Raw genomic sequence first — 18,803 nt, forward strand, 5'->3', positions numbered from 1 at the left:
GCACGACGCGAGGCTCTCCTCCGTTTCGGACACTCTTTCCCCAAAAGCCGTGCGCAATGGGCCGTCGCCGGCAGCGGCAGCGGCAGCGGCGGGAAACTCGGCGGGCCTGTCGCGGCTCAGCTATCTCGACACCGGCGATCCGCAGGTCGCGTCGGTGATCGCGAAGGTGCGCAAGGTGATCGGCAAGGACATTCCGATCCTGATCACCGGTGAGACCGGCACCGGCAAGGAACTGCTCGCGCAGGCGATCCACAACGACTCGCCGCGGCGCGACGCGCCGTTCGTCGCGGTCAACTGCGCGTCGATTCCGGAGACGCTGATCGAATCCGAGCTGTTCGGGTACGAGGAGGGCGCGTTCACCGGCGCGCGCCGCAAGGGCGCGATCGGCAAGCTGCTGCAGGCGAACGGCGGCACGCTGTTCCTCGACGAGATCGGCGACATGCCGTATCCGCTGCAGGTGCGGCTGCTGCGCGTGCTGCAGGAGCGCATCGTCAACCCGCTCGGCTCGACGAAGACGATTCCCGTGGATATCTCGATCATCTGCGCGACGCACCGCGACCTGCGCGACATGATCGCGCAGAACCGCTTCCGCGAGGATCTCTATTACCGTCTGAACGGCCTCGTGGTGCGCCTGCCACCGCTGCGCGACCGCACCGATCTCGCGGTCGTCGTGCAGAAGATGTTGCAGCGGGAAGCATTCTCGGGCGCTGACCACCCGCCGCTCACCGTCGCGCCGGACGTGATGGCGTTGTTCGTGCGTTGCACGTGGCCCGGCAACTTCCGCCAGCTCGGCAACCTGCTGCGCACGGCCGCGGCGATGGTCGACGACGACGGCGAGATCCGGCGCGAGCACCTGCCGGACGACTTCTTCGACGACCTGCGCCGCGGCGACGCACAGGCCGCGCCTGACGCGGGTGTCACACCGGGAGTTGCACCCGGTATCGCACCGGGTGTCGTACTGCCTGTCGCGCCGTGCGCCGCGGACGCGCTCCCGCCTGCCGACGCGCGCCTGCAGGACGTCGCCGCGTCCGCGATCGCCGCCGCGCTGGCCCGTCATGGCGGCAACGTGTCCGCGGCGGCGCGCGCGCTCGGCGTGTCGCGCAACACGATCTACCGGAAGATGCCGGCGGCCGACGCGGGCCGCCACCCGTCGGAAGAAAGCTGACGCGCAGGCTGTCCGACGGCCGCCGGACGGCCGCCAATTGCGCGCCACCTGTCACAGCCGGTGTGTCAAGTTGCAACACCGGTGTTCAACGATTCAACACCTGTCACGGCCCCCGTGCGTCGTGCCGCCGGGGTGGCGGAGCGCGTCCGCGCCGTTCCTGTCGGCAAATCGTAAGGAATCCATCCAGACGCCCGGGCGACGGGCCTATCCCGCATTCGCGCGCGCTTTGCGCGGCTTCGGCACGCTCCTTGCTGAAGAGGAAGCGACCGCTCGATTGGCGCGGTTCCTCGACTCACCAACTCAACAAGGAGACACATCATGCAGTGGACGACCCCGTCTTACACCGACCTGCGCTTCGGCTTCGAAATCACGATGTACATCGCCAACCGCTGATCGCCGCGCGATGCGTTGCCCGTGTCGCCGTGCGCGGCGCGGGCAGCCTCGGGAGCTGACGCCCATGAAGATCAAGATACTCGGCTCGGGAGCCGGCGGCGGCCTGCCGCAATGGAATTGCAATTGCGCGAACTGCGCTCGTGCGCGCAGCGGCGCCGGCGACGTGCTGCCGCGCACGCAGTCGTCGATCGCGGTCAGCGAGAACGGCATCGACTGGATCCTCGTCAACGCGTCGCCCGACATCCTTTCCCAGTTGCGCGCGAATCCGGACATGCAGCCGGCGCGCGCGATCCGCGACAGCGGCATTGCCGCCGTCGTGCTGTGCGATGCGCAGATCGACCACGTGACGGGCCTGCTGATGCTGCGCGAGCGCTCGACGCCGCTGCCGCTTTACGCAACCGCGCCGGTGCTCGACGACCTGTCGACCGGGTTGCCGCTCGTGCCGCTGCTCGGCCATTACTGCGGCGTCGATGCGCACACGATCGCGCTCGGCGAACCGTTCTCGGTGCCCGCGGCCGGCGGCATCCGCATCGCCGCGATCCCTGTCGACAGCAAGGCGCCGCCTTATTCGCCGCGACGCGCGTCGGCCGCGCCCGGCGACAACGTCGCGCTGTCGATCGAAGATGTCGCGAGCGGCCGGCGCGCGTTCTATGCGCCGGGACTCGCGGACGTTTCCGACGACGTGCGCGCGGCGATGCACGACGCCGACCTCGTGCTGGTGGACGGCACATTCTGGACCGGGACCGAGATGATCGATCTCGGCCTGTCGAGCAAGCACGCGGCCGACATGGGGCATCTCGCGCAGTGCGCGGCGAACGGGCAGCGGGGAATGATCGACTGGCTCGACATGCTGCCAGCGCGCACGCGCAAGGTGCTGACGCACATCAACAACACCAACCCGATTCTCGACCCGCATTCCGCCGAGCACGCGCGCCTGCGCGCGCATGGCATCGACGTTGCGCACGACAGCATGCAATTCGAGGTTTGACAATGAACGCTCCGATCCCCGCTACGGCGTTGCACGCGACGCCCTGGACCGCAACCGAATTCGAGGCGCAACTGCGCGCGCTCGAATCGCGCTACCACATCCACCACCCGTTCAACCGGCGGCTCAACAGCGGCGCGTGCTCGCCCGCGCAGATCCGCGGCTGGGTCGCGAACCGCTTCTACTACCAGATCAACATCCCGCTCAAGGATGCGGCGATCCTGTCGAACTGTCCGGACCGCGACACGCGGCGCCTGTGGATCCAGCGCCTGATCGATCACGACGGCCAGGGCGACAACGCAGGCGGGATCGAGGCGTGGGTGCGGCTGGGCGAAGCGGTCGGCCTCGAGCGCGCCGAGCTGTGGTCGCTCGAGCACGTGCTGCCCGGCGTGCGCTTCGCGGTCGACGCGTATGTGAATTTCGCGCGGCGCGCGCCGTGGCAGGAAGCCGTGTGCTCGTCGCTGACCGAGATGTTCGCGCCGCAAATCCACCTCGACCGGCTTGCGGGCTGGCCGTCGCATTACCCGTGGATCGAGCCGGACGGGCTGCATTACTTTCGCAGCCGTGTGCCGCTCGCGCAGCGCGACGTCGAGCACGGGCTCGCGGTCACGCTGCAGCATTTCACGACGCCGGAAGCGCAGCAACGCGCGCTCGGCATTCTGCAATTCAAGCTGGACATCCTGTGGTCGATCCTCGACGCAGTCGAAAGGGCGTACCCCGCATGAACGCGATCGATGCCGTCAGCGGCGTGCCGCTGCGCCCCTGCCTGAGGGGCATGTTCCGCCTGCAGTGGGAGGTGGCCCAGGATGCCTACGTGCTCCTTTATCCGGAAGGAATGGTCAAGCTCAACCCGAGCGCGGGCGAGATTCTCGCGCGCTGCGACGGCACGCGCGAGCTGGACGACATCATCGGCGAACTCGAGCGGCTGTTCAGCCAGTCGGATCTCGCCGCGGACGTGTACCGCTTCCTCGATCACGCGCGGCTGCGCGGCTGGCTCGACTGAGATGACGCCCGATACTTCCCGCCCGTCCGCGCCGCTGTGGCTGCTCGCGGAGCTCACGTACCGTTGCCCGCTGCATTGCACGTTCTGCTACAACCCGGTCGACTTCGCGACGCACGGCGCGGAACTCGACACCGATGCGTGGCGTGCGGTGATCAGCGACGCACGCGCGCTCGGCGCCGCGCAGATCGGCTTCTCGGGCGGTGAGCCGCTGCAGCGCGGCGACCTCGAGACGCTCGTCGCGCATGCGCGCGGGCTCGGTTTCTACACGAACCTGATCACGTCGGGGATCGGGCTGAACGCGGCGCGCATCGGACGGCTCAAGGCGGCAGGGCTCGACCATATCCAGCTGTCGCTGCAGGACTCGACGCGCGAGCTGAACGATTTCCTGACCAGCACGCGCACGTTCGAGCTGAAGCGCAACGTCGCGCGGCTCGTCAAGGCGCACGGCTATCCGATGGTGCTCAACTGCGTGCTGCATCGCTTCAACCTGCCGCATGTGGGCCAGATCATCGAGATGGCGCTCGATCTCGGCGCCGATTACCTGGAGCTCGCGAATACGCAGTACTACGGCTGGGCGCTGCTGAACCGCGATCAGCTGATGCCGACCGCCGAACAGTTGCGCGAGGCCGAGGACACGGTCAACCGCTATCGGAAGCTCGTCGGCGAGCGCTGCCGGATCCTGTTCGTCGTGCCCGACTATTTCGAGCAGCGGCCGAAGGCATGCATGAACGGCTGGGGCTCGGTGTTTCTCGGTGTCGCGCCGGACGGCACCGCGCTGCCGTGCCACGCCGCGCGTTCGCTGCCGGGGCTCGCGCTGCCGAACGTGCGCGACCGGTCGTTGAAGGAGATCTGGTACGACAGCGACGCGTTCAACGCGTTTCGCGGCGACGGCTGGATGCGCGAGCCGTGCCGCACGTGCGACGAGCGTCATGTGGATCACGGTGGCTGCCGGTGCCAGGCGTACCTGCTGGCAGGCGATCCGGCGGAAGCCGACCCGGTGTGTGCAAAGTCCGTGCATCACGGCAAGGTCGAGCAGGCGGTGAAGCTCGCACGGCAACCCGCGCGACGCGATGAGCAGCCGATGATCTTTCGCAGCAGGGAGAATTCGCTGGCGCGGTCAGTCGGAGGTGAGTAAGTGGTGAGCGGTCGCCGGGGAAAGGCGGCGACGTAGAAAGCGGGAGCGAACGAGGCGAAGCGATGAACACCGGGGCAATCGATACGCAGTCCTCTTCATGTAGGCGTGTTGATGAAAATGCGCATGCATGGGCGAACGCGGGGCGCGGCCGGCGATGAGCACGGCTGCCCTCGATGCGCGGGACAGTGTTCGGGTGGGAGAGGCCATCCGCGGTCGCGCTGGTCGTCGCGGGATACGCGTCGCATCGATCGTCGCCGTTGTATGCGCATTGCATGCGAGTGTTTTCGTGTTGCTCGCGCGTGAACAGGTGGTGCGGAACATGCCCGTGCATCGGCAGGTGATGATGGCAACGCTGATTGCGCCGACGCCGACGACTTCGGCTGCGGCTGCGGCTGCGGCTCCTGCGGAGTCGATGGACGCGCCGCACGCGATGCATCCGGCGTCACCTGTAGCTCGAACGTCGGCACGCAGAGAGCCGTCAACGACAAAACCGCTCGTGCCAGCGAGCGCCAAGCCGCTGGTGCATGACGCGTCAGTGCTCGCCCCGTCGCGGCCGGTTCCGCCCGCAGCGACAGACGAGCGCCAAAGTGCGCCGCGAGACGATGTGAAGTCCAATGCCGCGCAGACGCAGACGCAGACGCAGACGCAGACGCAGACGCAGACGCAAGCCCAGACGAACCCCGCCCCCACGTCTCCCCATTTCGTCGCGCATCCCGAATGCGCACTGGTCAAACCCGATTACCCACCCCAGTCGCTGCGCATCGGCGAGCACGGTACCGTACTCGTCGAACTGGAAACCGACGCAGCCGGCAGCGTCGTCGCCGCGCGCGTGGTGACCGGCAGCGGTTCCCCGCGCCTCGACGCGGCAGCGCGCGAAGCGGTGCTCGCGAGCCGCTGCACGCCGCATCGCGAGTACGGTGTGCCCGTACCGACACGGGCGCGCGCACCGATCACGTTCAATCTCGACGACTGACAGGACACCTCATCATGACGGACTACGGAATCAGCCACTTGTGGGCGCAAGGCGACCCGATGACGCGCGCGGTCGCGCTGATACTCGTCGCGATGTCGATCGCGTCGTGGACGGTGATCGCGATCAAGGCGATCGAGCTCGGCGGCATCCGGCGCCGCGCGGCACGCGCGGAGGCGCGGTTCTGGGATGCCGACGGCATCGGCAGCGGCCTGCGCGCGTTCGGCGGGCCAGGCATGCCGTTCTTCGACCTCGCGCATGCGGGACAGGCGGCGATGGCTCAACACGAGGCGAGTCGACACCGGCTCCACGACCGGATCGACCCGAGCGACTGGCTGTCGCGCAGCCTGAAGACGTCGGTCGACGAATCGGCCGCGCGGCTGCAGCGCGGGCTCGGCCTGCTCGCGTCGATCGGCAGCACGGCGCCGTTCGTCGGGCTGCTGGGTACGGTCTGGGGGATCTATCACGCGCTGCTGTCGCTCGGCGTGGCCGGCGATGCGAGCCTCGACCGCGTGGCCGGGCCGGTCGGCGAGGCGCTCGTGATGACGGCGTTCGGGCTGTGCGTCGCGATTCCCGCCGTGCTCGGCTACAACACGCTCGCGCGGCTGTCGCGCGATATCGTCGCTCGCCTCAACCGTTTCGCGCACGGCCTGCATCTGCTGTTGCTGACGGGCAGCGGCCCCGCGACGGCCGAGCAGCCCGATCGGCTGATCGACAGGTCGACTGATAAACCGACCGATACACGCACCGATACGCACATCGAAACACCGTCGGCCGTCGAAGGAGCACGCGCATGAACGCCGGACCCGACGACCACGACGGTGGATTGGCGCTCGCGGCCGACATCAACATGACGCCGCTGATCGACGTGATGCTCGTGCTGCTGGTGGTGTTCATGGTGACGTTGCCGGTACTGCATCACGCCGCGCGCATCGCATTGCCGCACGCGAGCAGCCAGCGGGAGGACCTGCACACGCCGCACGTGGATGTCGCGATCGATGCGAGCGGCCGCGTGAGCTGGGATGCGCAGGCGATCCCGGACGCCGAACTGCTCGCGCGTCTCGCGGCCGCCGCCCGCGCGGTGCCGCAGCCTGAACTCCGGTTGTCGGCGGATCGCGCGGCACGCTACGACGGCGTCGCGAAGCTGCTGTCCGCGGCGCAAGCGGCCGGCCTCACGAAGATCGGCTTCGTCACCGATCCCGGCTCGACCCGGCAAGCTGCACACCCGTAACGCGACGCCTTCGTCCTGGCGGTCGCACAAGCTTGTCACGGGCATGACCGGGCGCTGACCACCTGCCGCCGCGCGTGCGTCGGCAGCGATCGCGGATATCTCCCGCCGCGCGTGCGTCGGCAGCGAACACACACCTATTCCCCGCCCACATGCAACGCGGGCGGTGACGACCTCGACCGTCACCGCCCGCGTCATGTCGTTCCACCCCCGCTTCGCGCGCGGCTGACCGCAAGCCACCACACCCGGCGGGTCAATCCGCAACGTCATCCGTCGTCGGCCCGGCCTTGCAGATCCTTCAATCCCTTGATCACGACCAGCAGCGCGCGCCCGTGCTCGTCCGAGCCGTCCCACGCGTCGACGATCGCATCGCGCAGCAATTCGTTATAGCGACGCCGCGACGGATGCACGTCGACGCCATAGAAATTGCATAGCTTATTGAATGGCATACTGCGACGCACCCGGTGCCCGTTAGACTGCCGAAGACGCGACACGGTCGGCTGGCTGACTCCCGAAAGTCGCGCTATTTCGCTAGACGAACGGGTATCGGCCATCAAGCGGCGCAACAGGTCTTCGACGGGAAAATCAGTGTCTGGGGCTTCCATGTGGTGCATTATACCTATACAGTTACGGCTGTTGAATGGCGTGCTGAAGCTGGCAGGCTGCTGGGCCCCGAGAAAGTTGATGACACTGAAACACCTCCCTCGTACGTTTTGCTGGACCAAGATCGGCGCCGAGTCCGGCGAAGAACTGGCCACCGTGGTGCTCCGCAAGGAATGGGAGCGCCGGCTGGGGGGCGGGCGGTTTCTGTGGGGGATCAACCAGCCGCTCGGCAGCAGCGCGCAGGTCGCCGCGCATCGCACGGGCTCGCTGCTCGCGCTGTTCTCGCCGGTTGCCGCGCGCACGCGTGCGGCCGAGCGCGGGCGCGGCAACCTGCTGCTGTGGAATGCGTGGGTCGACGCGAGCGGCCAGGTGCGGCAATTGCCGCCGCACACGTTCATCACGAGCCGCGCGAAGCTGCCGTCCGGCCGCCCGCGCGAACATCACTACGCGCTCGTGTGCGCGTCGTCCACCGCGCTGACGATCGGCACGCGCTTGCGCGTGTATCCGGAGCAGCTGCGCAGCGTGAGCACCGGCAAGACACTTGGTGCGGCGCAGGGCGCGGTCGTCGTCGACTGCGTCGGCCGGCCCGTGGAGCAGGCCGGCAAGGGCTATCCGCTCGTGCTGTCGGTCGAGCTCGAGGCGCCGTATTTCGTGCGGCTCGCGCAACCAAGCGTGCTGAAGGCGCGCGATCTCGCCGACGTGAACAAGGCGACCCGCGACGGCGATTTCGACCGGTTCGTCGATCTGGTCGCGCGCCTGCGCGGCCGCTCGTCGGCGGAAGACGTGCGCGGTTTCACGCGCGACCTGTTCGACGCGTCACCGATCGAAACCGCGGCCGCGTATGTCCCGCCGTCGCATGCGACGCGGCTGCGCAGCCGTCCTTCCGCCGAGCACGCGCGCGGCGCCACGCAGGATCTGTTCGACCTGTCACCGGGCGAGCCGGCGGCATTCGGCGGTCTGACGCATCCGCACGTCGGCCGCGCCTGACGAAGCGGTGTTCGACTGCGTAAGGAAGACGGGGTAGCAGGGGAAGAAGCAGCGGAAGGGGCGGCCGATGCGTCGACAGGCAGTTGGCAGTCGTTCATGCCGTCGCCATGCGTACCATGCACACTGGGCGTCGGCTTGCTTCACACGGTAACCTGAGGGAGAAGTGTCGATGCCGACCCACATCTGTTCGCGAGAAGCCCGGGCCGCACAACGCTTCGTCGAGGCAACGCGCAACGTCGATCAGGCGTTTCGCGCGGTGCGCGGCGACGCCGACGACGGTCCGTCGTCGGCCGCGTATGCGATGGCGATGTCCCGGCTCGATAACGCGCTCGACGAACTTGCACGCGCGCAGGAGTTCTTTGACCGGGTAGTGAGCGCGGACGCGCAGTAGCGCAACGGATCCCGCTCAAGCGTCGATCGCGATTACACCCCGTATCACGCCGCATGCCGGACGCCGCCGCAATTGCGCCACCGTCCGCCAGTCCTCACACGGTCTTCCGCCCTTCGACCGGATAATTCGGATCCGTATAACCCGGCGTCGACGCATGCCCCGGCGGCACCAGCGCATCGACGAACTGCTCGTCTTCGGGCCCGAGCTCGAGCGTCAGCGCATCGAGATAGCTGTTCCAGTGCGCTTCGGTGCGCGGCCCCGCGATCGTCGAACTGACGAGGCGATTTTTCAGGACCCACGCCAGCGCGAATGCGACCGGCGTCGTGCCGCGCGCGGCCGCATGCGCGGCCACTTGCTGCGCGATGTGCAGCGACTCGCGCCGCCACTCGGTCTGCTGGATCCGGCGGTCGCCGCGGCCCGCGCGCGAATCGGCGGGCGGCGGCGCGTCGACCCCATACTTGCCGGTCAGCACGCCGCGCGCGAGCGGGCTGTACGGCACGACGCCGATCCCGTAATGCGCGGCCGCCGGCAACTGTTCGACTTCGGCGGTGCGGTCGACCATGTTGTACAGCGGCTCGCTCGCGACGGGCCGGTCGATGCCGAGCTGGTCCGCGAGACGCACGATCTCGGCGATGCGCCAGCCGCGGAAGTTCGAGATGCCGAAGTAGCGCACCTTGCCGTGGCGGATCAGGTCGGCGACCGCGCGCATCCCTTCGTCGAGCGGCGCGTCGGCCAGCGCGCGATGGAAATAGAGAACGTCGATGTAGTCGGTGCCGAGGCGCTTCAGGCTCGCGTCGACCGACTCGAAGATCCACTTGCGCGACTGGCCCTGCCGGTTCGGCCCCTGGTCCTGTCCGGCCGGGTAGCCGAACTTCGTCGCGACCACCCAGCTGTCGCGCCGCGCGGCGATCGCACGACCGACGATCTGCTCCGAGCGTCCCGCGTGATAGACGTCGGCGGTGTCGATGAAATTGACGCCCTGGTCGAACGCGTGGTCGATGATGCGGGTCGCGGTTGCTTCGTCGGTCTCGCCGCCGAACATCATCGCACCGACGCACAGCGGCGACACTTTGAGCGCGCTGCGCCCGAGATAGCGGTAATCCATGTTCAAGCTCCATGCGGGCGGGTGCCCGCGATTCGTCGGATGACGGGAGGCGGCGCGCACGCGAAATGCGCCAGCGGCATCGCGCGCGGCGGCGAATGTGGCGCACACCGCAAGGTCCCGGTGAAGGCTCAACCGGGATGTTAGACGCCGCTGTGTCTATCGATAATCCCCAATAATTCGCATGCAGTCGTGAATACCATTCATCAAACGATGGCAGCCAGCTCCGCGCACGCGTGTCAGGAAGCAATGGAATCCACGTGATGGCGTGACCGGACCCTACGCCCGGTAGCGCAGCGCGTCGACGATCAGCGCGAGCGCGCGCGACGACTGCCGGCGGCTCGGGTAGTACAGGTGATGGCCTGGAAACGTCGGGCACCAGTCGTCGAGCACGTGTTCGAGGCGGCCCGCGGCGACGTGCGGTGCGACGAGATCCGACGGCACGTACGCAAGGCCGTAGCCGGCCAGCGCCGCATCGACCAACTCGTACGTGCCATTGAACGTCACCTGGCCGTCGACGCGCACCTGCAGCGATTCATCGCCGCGTGCGAGTTCCCATGCGTACAGCGCGCCGTGCGTCGGCAGCCGCAGGTTGATGCAGTCGTGCGCGACGAGGTTTTGCGGTGTCGTCGGCCGCGCGCGCCGCGCGAAGTACGCGGGGGCGCCGACGATCGCCATGCGCAGGTCCGGCGCGATGCGCACCGCGATCATGTCCTTCGCAACCTGGTCGCCGAGCCGCACGCCGATGTCGAAGCGTTCTGCGACGATGTCCGACAGCCCGTAGTCGGTGACGAATTCGATCTTGATGTCCGGATAGTCGCGCAGCATCGGCGCGAGCCGTGGCCACAGCAGCGTCCTGATCACGTAATCGGTCGCGTTGATGCGGAGGGTGCCGGCCGGCTTGTCGCGCAGTTCGGCGACGGCCGACAGTTCGGCCTCGATCTCGTCGAAGCGCGGCGCGAGATTCAGCAGCAGGCGTTCGCCGGCTTCGGTCGGCGACACGCTGCGCGTCGTGCGCGTGAGGAGCCGCACGCCGAGCCGGGTTTCGAGTGCGCGGATCGTGTAGCTCAGCGCGGATTGCGACACGCCGAGCTGCGCGGCCGCGCGCGTGAAGCTGCGCTCGCGCGCGACGGCGATGAACGCCAGCAGGTCGGCAAAATTGTCGCGCGGCATCGATCGAACCGGTTGAGGAGGGCACGCGAATCCTACCACCCGCCCGCCGGATGCCGCGGCGCGGCCATTTGCCGGCCTCAATGCGCGCTGCGCGTCGCTACGGCTGCACCGCAATGCATCACCGGCAGGCCCCGCGATCAACCCGCGTGTGGCGCATCCGTCGGATGATTCGCGACGTCGGTATGCGGGTGGAACGCATAGCCGCTGCGCTGGAACGACGTCGCGAAAAACCGCACCTGATAGCGGATCGCGTTCGCCCAGTAATCCCACGTATGACCGCCGGGCCGCTCCGCGTAGTCGTGCGGCACGCCGAGCGCGATGAGCCGCTCGTGCAGCGTGCGGTTCGACCCGACGAAGGAATCGTCACGGCCGCAGTCGATCGTCAGGTCGATGTGCGCGTGGATGAATGCGCGGGCGCTTTCGACGATCGCGTTGCGGTTCCAGAACGACGGATGCCGGCCCGGATCGCCGAACACGTGGTCGATGCCCGGCTCGTCCTCGCACGTGCGCGGATCGACCGCGCCGCTGATGCTGCCGACCGCGCCGAACGTGTCCGGCTCGTCGAGCGCGATGCGCAGCGCGCCGAAGCCGCCCATGCTGAGCCCCGTGATCGCGCGCGCGCGTTTCGTCGCGATCGTGCGGAAATGCGCGTCGACGAACGACACGACTTCCTTGCCGACGAAGGTCTTGTAGCGGCTGCCGGAATCGTACGGGCTGTCGATGTACCAGCTCTCGTGGCCGCCGTCGGGCATCACGAGGATCACGTGGTAGCGGTCGGCCAGCTCGCCGATCTGCGTGTTCGATGTCCAGTCGGTATGGTCGCCGCCCGAGCCGTGCAGCGCATAGACGACCGGGAAGTGCTCGGCGCGATTGCCGTGCAGGTATGCGTCGGGCAGCACGACCGTCGCCGCGAGCGTCTCGCGCATCGCGTCGCTGGGAATCGTCACGATCCGCGCCTGGAATGCCCACGCGGGGCTCGCGACGGCAAGCAGCAGGAACAGCCGGAGGGCGCGCGCCATGGTCGTCGATCGTCGCATACGTCGTGCCCGCCTGCGGGCGGGCCTCCTCGAAAACCCTATCCGGATCGACTTTAGCAACGGCGCCTTTCAACCAAATTTCGGCGCAGCATACGGGTTGTCAGGCGGCGGGGTTGTCAGCCTGCGCGATGCGCACAGGCGCCGACGGTTCACGCGACGCAGCGCTCGACCGCCGCGCGGAACGCATCAGGCCGCTCGGTCATCATCAGGTGCCCGCAGCCGCCGACGATCTCGCTGCCGGCGCAGCGCGCGAGCGCCCAGCCGGGCGCATGCCAGCCGTCGCGCGAGCGTTCACCCGCGATCAGGTACACGGGATGACGCTCGAATACCTGCGCGAGCGCCGCGAGATAACCGGCGTCGCCCGTCGTCGCGACGACCGAGCGGCCCATCGCGCGCAGCGTCGACGCCGGCTGGTGCGCCAGCCAGCGGGCCGCGGTGGCGGCCAGGTCAGGCGCCGGCCCCGGGTCATGGATCGCGCCGCGCAGCCACCCGAGCGGATCGGCTCGGAACCCGTCGAGCATCGCGTCGGCGTCGGCGGGCGACATGCGCCCGACCGACGCGGACCAGAACGCATCGTCGAGCGTGAAGTTGCCTTCGACATTGACGATCCGGCGCACGCGCGCGGGATGCGCATGCGCGAACAGCATCGCGATCGCGCCGCCGACCGAATGCCCGACCACATCGACCGGCGTCGCGCCGAAGCGTGCTTCGACGGCCTGCCGCACGTGCTCGGCCTGCGCGGCGAGCGTGATCGCGTCGAACGGCGCCGCGCGATGCGCGCCGTAGCCGAGCAGGTCCGGCGCGATATGCGGGCCGCGCCAGTCACGCACGTCGAACGTGCCGATGAAGCCGTGGATGAAGACGACAGGTGTGTGCGGTGTCATTTGGAGCAGTCCGTTTGGTCGGTGGCGTGCGGCAGATTCGGCTCGGCGAGCAGTGAGCTGAGCAGTTCGGCGAGCAGTTCATCCAGCTCGAGGCCGTGCGTGCGGTCGTGGTCGAGCAGTTCGCGCACAAGCTCGTCGAGCGACATGCGCCGGATGCCGTCGCGCAGCCCGCAGCGGGCCAGCTGCGCGGCGTCCAGCGTCGTGAGCGTCGCGCACAGCCGCTGTCGCGCGGCGCGGAATGCGTCGAGCGCCGTTGCGAGGTCCTGATGCAGGTAATCGCGCGCTTCGGCGAGCGCGGTGCCGTCGACGGACAGGATCACCGGCAGCTCGGCCGAGCGCACCGCGTCGATGCGCTCGGCGAACACCGCGTCGAGGTCGCGCAGGTGGCACGCGTGTTCGACGAGCGAGAAGCCCGTGCCGTCCGGGCGCCGCGTCCACAGCGCCGCCGGCACGCGCGCGACGGCGGCGGCGAGCGTATCGGGCATGCGGGCGAGCGCGGCGACGACGTCCGCGAACGGCAAGCGCTGCGGATGCGGGCTGAACACCGCGCCGTAGCTGAACAGCGCGCCGCCGATCCGGCCGCGCGCCTGCACGACTTCATGGCCGCGCCGCCGCATCACGTCGGCGACCAGCGCACCGCAGAACTGGCGGGCCGTCGTGTCGTCGGCGATTTCCGGGAATTTTTGCGCGACGTCGTGCTGGATCGCGCCGATCGCGGCGACACCGACACGCGACAGCGCCGCGAATTCGACATAGCGCTCGGGCTGCTCGATCAGCGCCTCGAGTTGCGCGCCCAGCGGCGTCGCACGGAAGCGGTCGAAACGGGAATGCATCGCAGGCGACCTCGATTAATAACGTCGCAAAACGATACGTTACAATTGCAGCGCGCGTCAATCCGACGGCGCTGACAAATGCGCGGCCGCGCTGCACCGCAGGCGGCGCGACTTCAGGGGTTCCTCCCAAGTTACGCAGCCAGCCGCCGCCGCTCACAATGCGTCAACGGCGGTACAGGCCCGATCGACCGCGTGCAGGCGCGGCGCATCGGGCGAGTCCGGAACAACGAGCGACGCCGGTCGGGGAAATGCACTGCCAGGGGGGAGCCATGTCTCCGCACGCTCACGTCGTTCTCGTTCTCGCGATCGGGTGGCTCGCCGCTGCGCCGGGACGGGGGCTGGCCGAGGACAGCGTCATGCGCTTCGAGGCCCATGTCGAGGCGCCGCAGAACGAACTGTCGGATCGCCCGATGGAAACGGACGAGCCGCAGCACGCGCTCGTCATTCACGGCCGGAAGGATCCGAAGGTCGAGCTGTGGCTCGGCATCGACTACGCGTCCACGAATCCTCAGTGCCGGTCGCGAACCTGGTTCGGTCGCATCATGGGCGCGCCGGAGACGACGCAGGTCATCGGGGACAATGTCCGGTTGCCGGCCGGCCAGGACCGCTTCGACATCCGCTTTCTGCTCGATCGCTACGAGCCGGGCCGCTGCGGCTGGCAGCCGGTGCTGGTGCGGCACGCGGAGTTCGTTCCCGGCGTCGGCGCAGGGCCGGCCGGATGGAGCGCGCTCGTCGGATTCAGTGATACGGGCAGGCGCGAGGCCACCATCGGCTGGTCGTGCCGGCTCGGCATCGATGCGATGTCGCCGTCGTTCCTCGGCTGCTTCGCGACGAGCCGCGGGGATGTCGCGAGGATGTCCAGTCAAGGCGGGACGGTCAACGTGAGCTTCGCGCTCGTGCAGCAGTTGCCGCAGCCGCCGTTACCGCCATTGCCGCAGGGGCTGCAGGCGACGTTTGCGGTGAAGGCGGGCGGCGGGTGAGCGCGTGCGCGGGCGCGGCGGCGCGCGGGTCTCGCGTCAGCCGCCGGGTCGCGCCGCGTCGTGTCACGTCGCGCCGCCGCCGTCCGTGCCTGTTTGGGCGCCTGCGTCAGTGCTTCTGCTGCGCGGCCGCGATCTCCGCGCGCAGCTGGGCTTCCTGCTCCTGCAGTTCCGGCGTGAATTCCGCACCGAAGTCTTCCGCTGTGAACACCTGCCGGATCTCGATCTCGGATTCGCTTTTCATCGGATTCGGGCAGCGCTTCACCCATTCGACGGCTTCGTCCATCGATTTCACCTGCCAGAGCCAGTAGCCGGCGATCAGCTCCTTGGTCTCGGCGAACGGCCCGTCGATCACGGTCCGGCCCGGCCCTGAAAAGCGCACGCGCTTGCCGCGCGAACTCGGGTGCAGCCCTTCGCCGGCGAGCATCACGCCGGCCTTCACGAGCTCCTCGTTGTACCGGCCCATCGCGGCCAGCAGTTCGGTGTCCGGCATCTCGCCGGACTCGGATTCGCGGGTCGCCTTCACGATCACCATTACACGCATTGTCATCTCTCCTTGAACGGGGAACGGTTTGGCGTCCGCCGGCCGCGCGGGCATGCGACGGACGCTTACGACACTACGACGAACCACGACACCGGGAATCGACATCGCACCCGGAAAATCTTTTTCGGGCTCAGGATCGGGTCATACGCACCCGCTTGCGGATCTCCGAGTCGAGAATCAGCCGCCCGCGCAGCTTGCCCTTCATCCGCTTCACGTGTTTCGGCGCATCGGTCATATGTTCGACCATCAGCGCGCGCACGCGCTCGACGTCGCGTTCGCGCGCGGCCTGCAGGATCGCGCGGTGAATCGCGACGTTCGCTTCGCCGAAGCGCTTGTGCTCCGCGAGCGGCGTGTCGTTCCGGAACTCGATCAGTTGCCGGATCATCTCGTTGATCAGCTCGCAGCTGAAGCGCAGGAACGGATTCGGGTTCGCGGCCGCGAGGATGTCGTGGAACGTCGTGTCCTCCTGGCGCTGCCGCACCAATTGGCCGCGCTCGAGCACGTCGGACGAGCCGTCGCAACACGCGATGTTCGCGTCGAGCGCCGCGAAGTCGCGCTCGGTCAGGTGCGGCACCGCGCCCGCGGCCAGCTCGGGTTCGAGCAACTTGCGCACGGTGTAGATGTCGTCGATCGTCACGTCCTTGAAGAACAGGTAGTTCTGCAGCAACTGCAGCGTGCGGTCGAGCGGCACCTCGACCACCATCCCGCCGCCCGCCGGCCCGGTCGTGACCTTGATCAGGCCCTGCACCTCGAGCGACTTCAGCGCCTCGCGTATCGTGCTCTTGCTGACCGCATACAGCTGCTGCAGCTCGGCCTCGCGCGGCAGGCGGTCGCCGGGCTTCAGGTTCTTTTCCGTGATGAGCCGCTTGATTTCCTCCGCGACGAGATCCGCGCGCTTCGGCTGCTTGATTTCGACCGCGATGCCCGCCCTGGCTCGGTCCATGACCATCTTCAAGACTCCTTTGTCTGACTGCGCGCGCATCGCATCGTACATCGTCGTCGATCCGTGCCCGCGCAGGGTAGGGAATTTTGCCTGATTGACACCAATTTTGATCATCCCTAGGATCAGGTTCATCCTATTTATCATGATAAATAGAATGAACCGGCAGCGCATCCTTTCCGGTGGCGCGTTGGCACGGTTTGGCAGTCGGTCGTATCGCGTGTGTCCATCCCCACAAGGAGCGTCAACTTGAATCGCCGAGAACTGTTGAAACTGGCCGCGCTGTCGGCCGTGCCGGGCGCGCTCGGCAGCTTGTCGTCCCGCGCCGCGTTCGCGCAGGGCGCGCCCATCCAGCTCGCGTGCCCGGTGCCGATGTCGGGCCCGTTCGCCGCCAACGGCAAGTACGCCGACCTCGGCATGCAGCTCGTCGTCAGGCAGTACGGCAAGGTACTCGGCGCGCCGCTCGCCTATTCGGCGCTCGACACCGAAGGCAAGCCCGCCACCGCGGTGCGCCGCGTGCAGGAGATCGCGCAGCAGAAGGGTGTGCGCTATTTCGCGGGCGGGATCCTGTCGTCCGAATCGCTCGCGATGGGCAAGGAAGTCCAGAAGGCGGGCGGCGTGTTCATCACGACGGCCGGCGCGGACGAGATCACCGGCAAGGACTGCAACGATGCGACGTTCCGCTGGTCGGTGCCGACCTTCGGCGCGATCGAGCAGACGGTGCGCCCGCTGATCGGGATGCTGCCGAAGGCGAAGCGCTGGTACACGATCACGCCGCAATACGTGTTCGGCGACGGCCTGCTGTCGGCCGCGAAGGCGATCTTCAAGGAGAAGGGGATCGAGCACGTCGGCAACAGCTACCACTCGCTCGCCGAGAAGGAGTTCAGCGGCTACCTGACGAACGCGGCGGCCGCACAGCCGGACGTGCTGCTGATCCTGAACTTCGGCTCGCAATCGTCGGACACGCTGCGCCAGGCCGTCAGCTTCGGGATGAAGCGCAACTGCACGATCCTGCTCGCATGGGCGTCGGGCCTCGAGCAGTTCGAAGCACTCGGCCCGGACATCTGCGACGGCGTGTATTTCGGCGCGCAGTACTGGCACGGCATCGATTCGCCGCTGAACCACGATCTCGTGAAGCGCACCAACGCCGCATTCAAGGCGAACCCGAACTACAGCCTCGCGGGCTCGTACATCTGCTCGAAGATCCTGATCGACGCGATGGTGAAGGCTGGCAGCGCCGATCCGAAGAAGGTCGTCGCAGCGATGGAAGGGATGAAGTACGACGGCCTCACGGGCCCCGAGGAAATCCGCAAGGGCGACCACCAGGTGCTGAAGAACTACTACCTGCTGAAGGGCAAGCCGAAGAGCCGGATGAAGAACGCGGACGACTACGCCGACATCGTCAGCGCCGGCCAGTCGTTCCTGCCGGTCGACAGGACGGGCTGCAAGCTCGCGTGACGCCGTGCATGCGTCCGCGGCCGTCGTGCGCCGTGGACGTCCGTTACCTTCCTTTCGGACATGGAAGCCATGAACGTCTATCTGCTGCAGATCGTCAACGGCATCGGCGTGGGGATGCTGTATTTCCTGCTCGCTGTCGGCCTGTCGATCGTGTTCGGCCTGCTGCGCTTCGTGAATTTCGCGCACGGCGCGTTCTACCTGCTCGGCGCGTACCTGTGCTACCAGGCGCTGCAATGGTCGGCGAATTTCTGGGTCGCGCTCGCCGTCGTGCCGCTCGTGGTCGGCGCGTTCGCATGGGTCGTCGAAAAGCTCGTGCTGCGTCATGTGTACGCGCAGCAGCACGAATTCCACATTCTCGCGACGGTCGGCCTCGCGCTGGTGCTGCAGGAATGCGCGATCCTCGCGTGGGGCCCGCTCGGCGACAACGTGCCGCCGCCCGATGCGCTGAGCGGCGTCGTGATGTGGGGCAGCTTCGTCTACCCGAAATACCGGCTGTTCGTGATCGCGTTCACCGCGGTGCTCGCCGCGCTGCTGTGGTGGGTGCTCGACGGCACGCGGCTCGGCAGCACGGTGCGCGCAGGCAGCGAATCGTCGGAGATGGTGTCGCTGCTCGGCATCAACGTGACGCGCGTGTTCAGTCTCGTGTTCGCGCTCGGCGCGGCGACGGCCGCGCTCGCCGGCGTGCTCGCCGCGCCGATCCGCGGCGTCGATCCGTTCATGGGCGTCGAGGCGCTCGGTGTCGCGTTCGTCGTGGTCGTCGTCGGCGGGATGGGGAATTTTCTCGGAGCGCTCGTCGGCGGGCTGCTGGTCGGCATCGTGCAGAGCGTGATGAGCACGCTGTGGCCGGAAGGCGCGCGGCTGATGATCTACGTCGCGATGGCCGTCGTGCTGCTGGTGCGTCCGAATGGATTGCTGGGGAGGGCGGCATGATCGAATCGTCGAAATCGCTGCCGGCCGGCGCGCCCGCGCCGCAGGCCGCGCGGCCGTCGCGCGGC

Annotated in this window: 22 protein-coding genes; 14 read left to right on the top strand and 8 right to left on the bottom strand. The window is 68.0% G+C overall.

What is annotated here, in order from left to right:
• From G3N94_RS31770 to G3N94_RS31810, 9 genes are all read left to right on the top strand, one after another.
• A partial coding sequence (locus G3N94_RS31770) for a sigma 54-interacting transcriptional regulator (protein WP_205797356.1) occupies positions 1–1,165 on the top strand: 1,165 nt, incomplete at its 5' end.
• Between the two features lie 318 nt (positions 1,166–1,483).
• Positions 1,484–1,558, top strand: a complete 75-nt coding sequence (gene pqqA / locus G3N94_RS31775) for a pyrroloquinoline quinone precursor peptide PqqA (protein ID WP_006485436.1) — start codon at positions 1,484–1,486, stop codon at positions 1,556–1,558.
• Positions 1,559–1,622: 64 nt separating this feature from the next.
• Complete coding sequence (gene pqqB / locus G3N94_RS31780) at positions 1,623–2,546, top strand: pyrroloquinoline quinone biosynthesis protein PqqB (protein ID WP_205797357.1); 924 nt, start codon at positions 1,623–1,625, stop codon at positions 2,544–2,546.
• A gap of 2 nt (positions 2,547–2,548) precedes the next feature.
• Positions 2,549–3,268, top strand: a complete 720-nt coding sequence (pqqC, locus tag G3N94_RS31785) for a pyrroloquinoline-quinone synthase PqqC (RefSeq protein ID WP_205797360.1) — start codon at positions 2,549–2,551, stop codon at positions 3,266–3,268.
• A complete protein-coding gene (gene pqqD, locus G3N94_RS31790; protein WP_205797362.1) occupies positions 3,265–3,546 on the top strand; it encodes a pyrroloquinoline quinone biosynthesis peptide chaperone PqqD in 282 nt (93 codons plus the stop codon). The genes pqqC and pqqD overlap by 4 nt, the downstream gene beginning before the upstream one ends.
• Position 3,547: 1 nt before the next feature.
• Positions 3,548–4,681 carry a pyrroloquinoline quinone biosynthesis protein PqqE gene (pqqE, locus tag G3N94_RS31795; RefSeq protein ID WP_205797364.1) on the top strand — a complete coding sequence of 378 codons (1,134 nt, stop codon included), beginning with the start codon at positions 3,548–3,550 and terminating at the stop codon, positions 4,679–4,681.
• A gap of 604 nt (positions 4,682–5,285) precedes the next feature.
• Positions 5,286–5,654, top strand: coding sequence for an energy transducer TonB (locus tag G3N94_RS31800; RefSeq protein ID WP_205797366.1), 369 nt, complete (start codon positions 5,286–5,288; stop codon positions 5,652–5,654).
• A gap of 14 nt (positions 5,655–5,668) precedes the next feature.
• Positions 5,669–6,448 (top strand): MotA/TolQ/ExbB proton channel family protein, encoded by a 780-nt coding sequence (locus tag G3N94_RS31805; RefSeq protein WP_205797368.1) that lies wholly within the window; start codon positions 5,669–5,671, stop codon positions 6,446–6,448.
• Positions 6,445–6,882 (top strand): biopolymer transporter ExbD, encoded by a 438-nt coding sequence (locus G3N94_RS31810; protein ID WP_205797370.1) that lies wholly within the window; start codon positions 6,445–6,447, stop codon positions 6,880–6,882. The genes G3N94_RS31805 and G3N94_RS31810 overlap by 4 nt, the downstream gene beginning before the upstream one ends.
• Positions 6,883–7,145: 263 nt before the next feature.
• Here G3N94_RS31810 and G3N94_RS31815 read toward each other — a convergent pair whose 3' ends face one another.
• Positions 7,146–7,484, bottom strand: coding sequence for a helix-turn-helix transcriptional regulator (locus G3N94_RS31815; RefSeq protein ID WP_205797372.1), 339 nt, complete (start codon positions 7,482–7,484; stop codon positions 7,146–7,148).
• A 79-nt stretch (positions 7,485–7,563) separates the two neighbouring features.
• On the opposite strand from G3N94_RS31815, the gene G3N94_RS31820 reads away from it, so the two are divergent.
• Both G3N94_RS31820 and G3N94_RS31825 read left to right on the top strand, forming a co-directional pair.
• A complete protein-coding gene (locus G3N94_RS31820) occupies positions 7,564–8,469 on the top strand; it encodes a hypothetical protein (RefSeq protein ID WP_205797374.1) in 906 nt (301 codons plus the stop codon).
• 169 nt (positions 8,470–8,638) lie between these two features.
• A complete protein-coding gene (locus G3N94_RS31825) occupies positions 8,639–8,860 on the top strand; it encodes a hypothetical protein (RefSeq protein WP_205797377.1) in 222 nt (73 codons plus the stop codon).
• Between the two features lie 94 nt (positions 8,861–8,954).
• On the opposite strand, the gene G3N94_RS31830 is transcribed toward G3N94_RS31825, so the two are convergent.
• The 5 genes from G3N94_RS31830 to G3N94_RS31850 all read right to left on the bottom strand — a co-directional run bounded on the left by G3N94_RS31830 (position 8,955) and on the right by G3N94_RS31850 (position 13,889).
• The gene (locus tag G3N94_RS31830; protein ID WP_205797379.1) at positions 8,955–9,965 is read right to left on the bottom strand and encodes an aldo/keto reductase; all 1,011 of its coding nucleotides are present in this window, start codon (positions 9,963–9,965) and stop codon (positions 8,955–8,957) included.
• A gap of 276 nt (positions 9,966–10,241) precedes the next feature.
• Complete coding sequence (locus tag G3N94_RS31835) at positions 10,242–11,135, bottom strand: LysR family transcriptional regulator (protein WP_205797382.1); 894 nt, start codon at positions 11,133–11,135, stop codon at positions 10,242–10,244.
• Between the two features lie 137 nt (positions 11,136–11,272).
• Positions 11,273–12,172: an alpha/beta hydrolase family protein gene (locus G3N94_RS31840; protein WP_205797384.1), complete on the bottom strand. Its 900-nt coding sequence runs from the start codon at positions 12,170–12,172 to the stop codon at positions 11,273–11,275.
• Positions 12,173–12,321: 149 nt separating this feature from the next.
• Positions 12,322–13,056 carry an alpha/beta hydrolase gene (locus tag G3N94_RS31845; RefSeq protein WP_205797385.1) on the bottom strand — a complete coding sequence of 245 codons (735 nt, stop codon included), beginning with the start codon at positions 13,054–13,056 and terminating at the stop codon, positions 12,322–12,324.
• The gene (locus G3N94_RS31850) at positions 13,053–13,889 is read right to left on the bottom strand and encodes a DinB family protein (RefSeq protein WP_205797387.1); all 837 of its coding nucleotides are present in this window, start codon (positions 13,887–13,889) and stop codon (positions 13,053–13,055) included. Before G3N94_RS31850 ends, G3N94_RS31845 begins: the two co-directional genes overlap by 4 nt.
• A gap of 269 nt (positions 13,890–14,158) precedes the next feature.
• On the opposite strand from G3N94_RS31850, the gene G3N94_RS31855 reads away from it, so the two are divergent.
• Positions 14,159–14,869, top strand: a complete 711-nt coding sequence (locus tag G3N94_RS31855; RefSeq protein ID WP_205797389.1) for a hypothetical protein — start codon at positions 14,159–14,161, stop codon at positions 14,867–14,869.
• Positions 14,870–14,975: 106 nt separating this feature from the next.
• Here G3N94_RS31855 and G3N94_RS31860 read toward each other — a convergent pair whose 3' ends face one another.
• Positions 14,976–15,410 (bottom strand): YciI family protein, encoded by a 435-nt coding sequence (locus tag G3N94_RS31860; protein ID WP_205797397.1) that lies wholly within the window; start codon positions 15,408–15,410, stop codon positions 14,976–14,978.
• 130 nt (positions 15,411–15,540) lie between these two features.
• The gene (locus tag G3N94_RS31865; RefSeq protein WP_205797391.1) at positions 15,541–16,359 is read right to left on the bottom strand and encodes an FCD domain-containing protein; all 819 of its coding nucleotides are present in this window, start codon (positions 16,357–16,359) and stop codon (positions 15,541–15,543) included.
• 240 nt (positions 16,360–16,599) lie between these two features.
• On the opposite strand from G3N94_RS31865, the gene G3N94_RS31870 reads away from it, so the two are divergent.
• Together G3N94_RS31870 and G3N94_RS31875 are read left to right on the top strand one after the other, a co-directional pair.
• Positions 16,600–17,808 (top strand): ABC transporter substrate-binding protein, encoded by a 1,209-nt coding sequence (locus G3N94_RS31870; RefSeq protein WP_205797393.1) that lies wholly within the window; start codon positions 16,600–16,602, stop codon positions 17,806–17,808.
• A gap of 69 nt (positions 17,809–17,877) precedes the next feature.
• Positions 17,878–18,738 (top strand): branched-chain amino acid ABC transporter permease, encoded by an 861-nt coding sequence (locus tag G3N94_RS31875; protein ID WP_205797395.1) that lies wholly within the window; start codon positions 17,878–17,880, stop codon positions 18,736–18,738.
• The last annotated feature ends 65 nt before the right edge of the window (positions 18,739–18,803 follow it).

It is taken from the genome of Burkholderia sp. Ac-20353, assembly GCF_017104785.1.
In the GTDB taxonomy this organism is placed as follows: Bacteria; Pseudomonadota; Gammaproteobacteria; order Burkholderiales; family Burkholderiaceae; genus Burkholderia.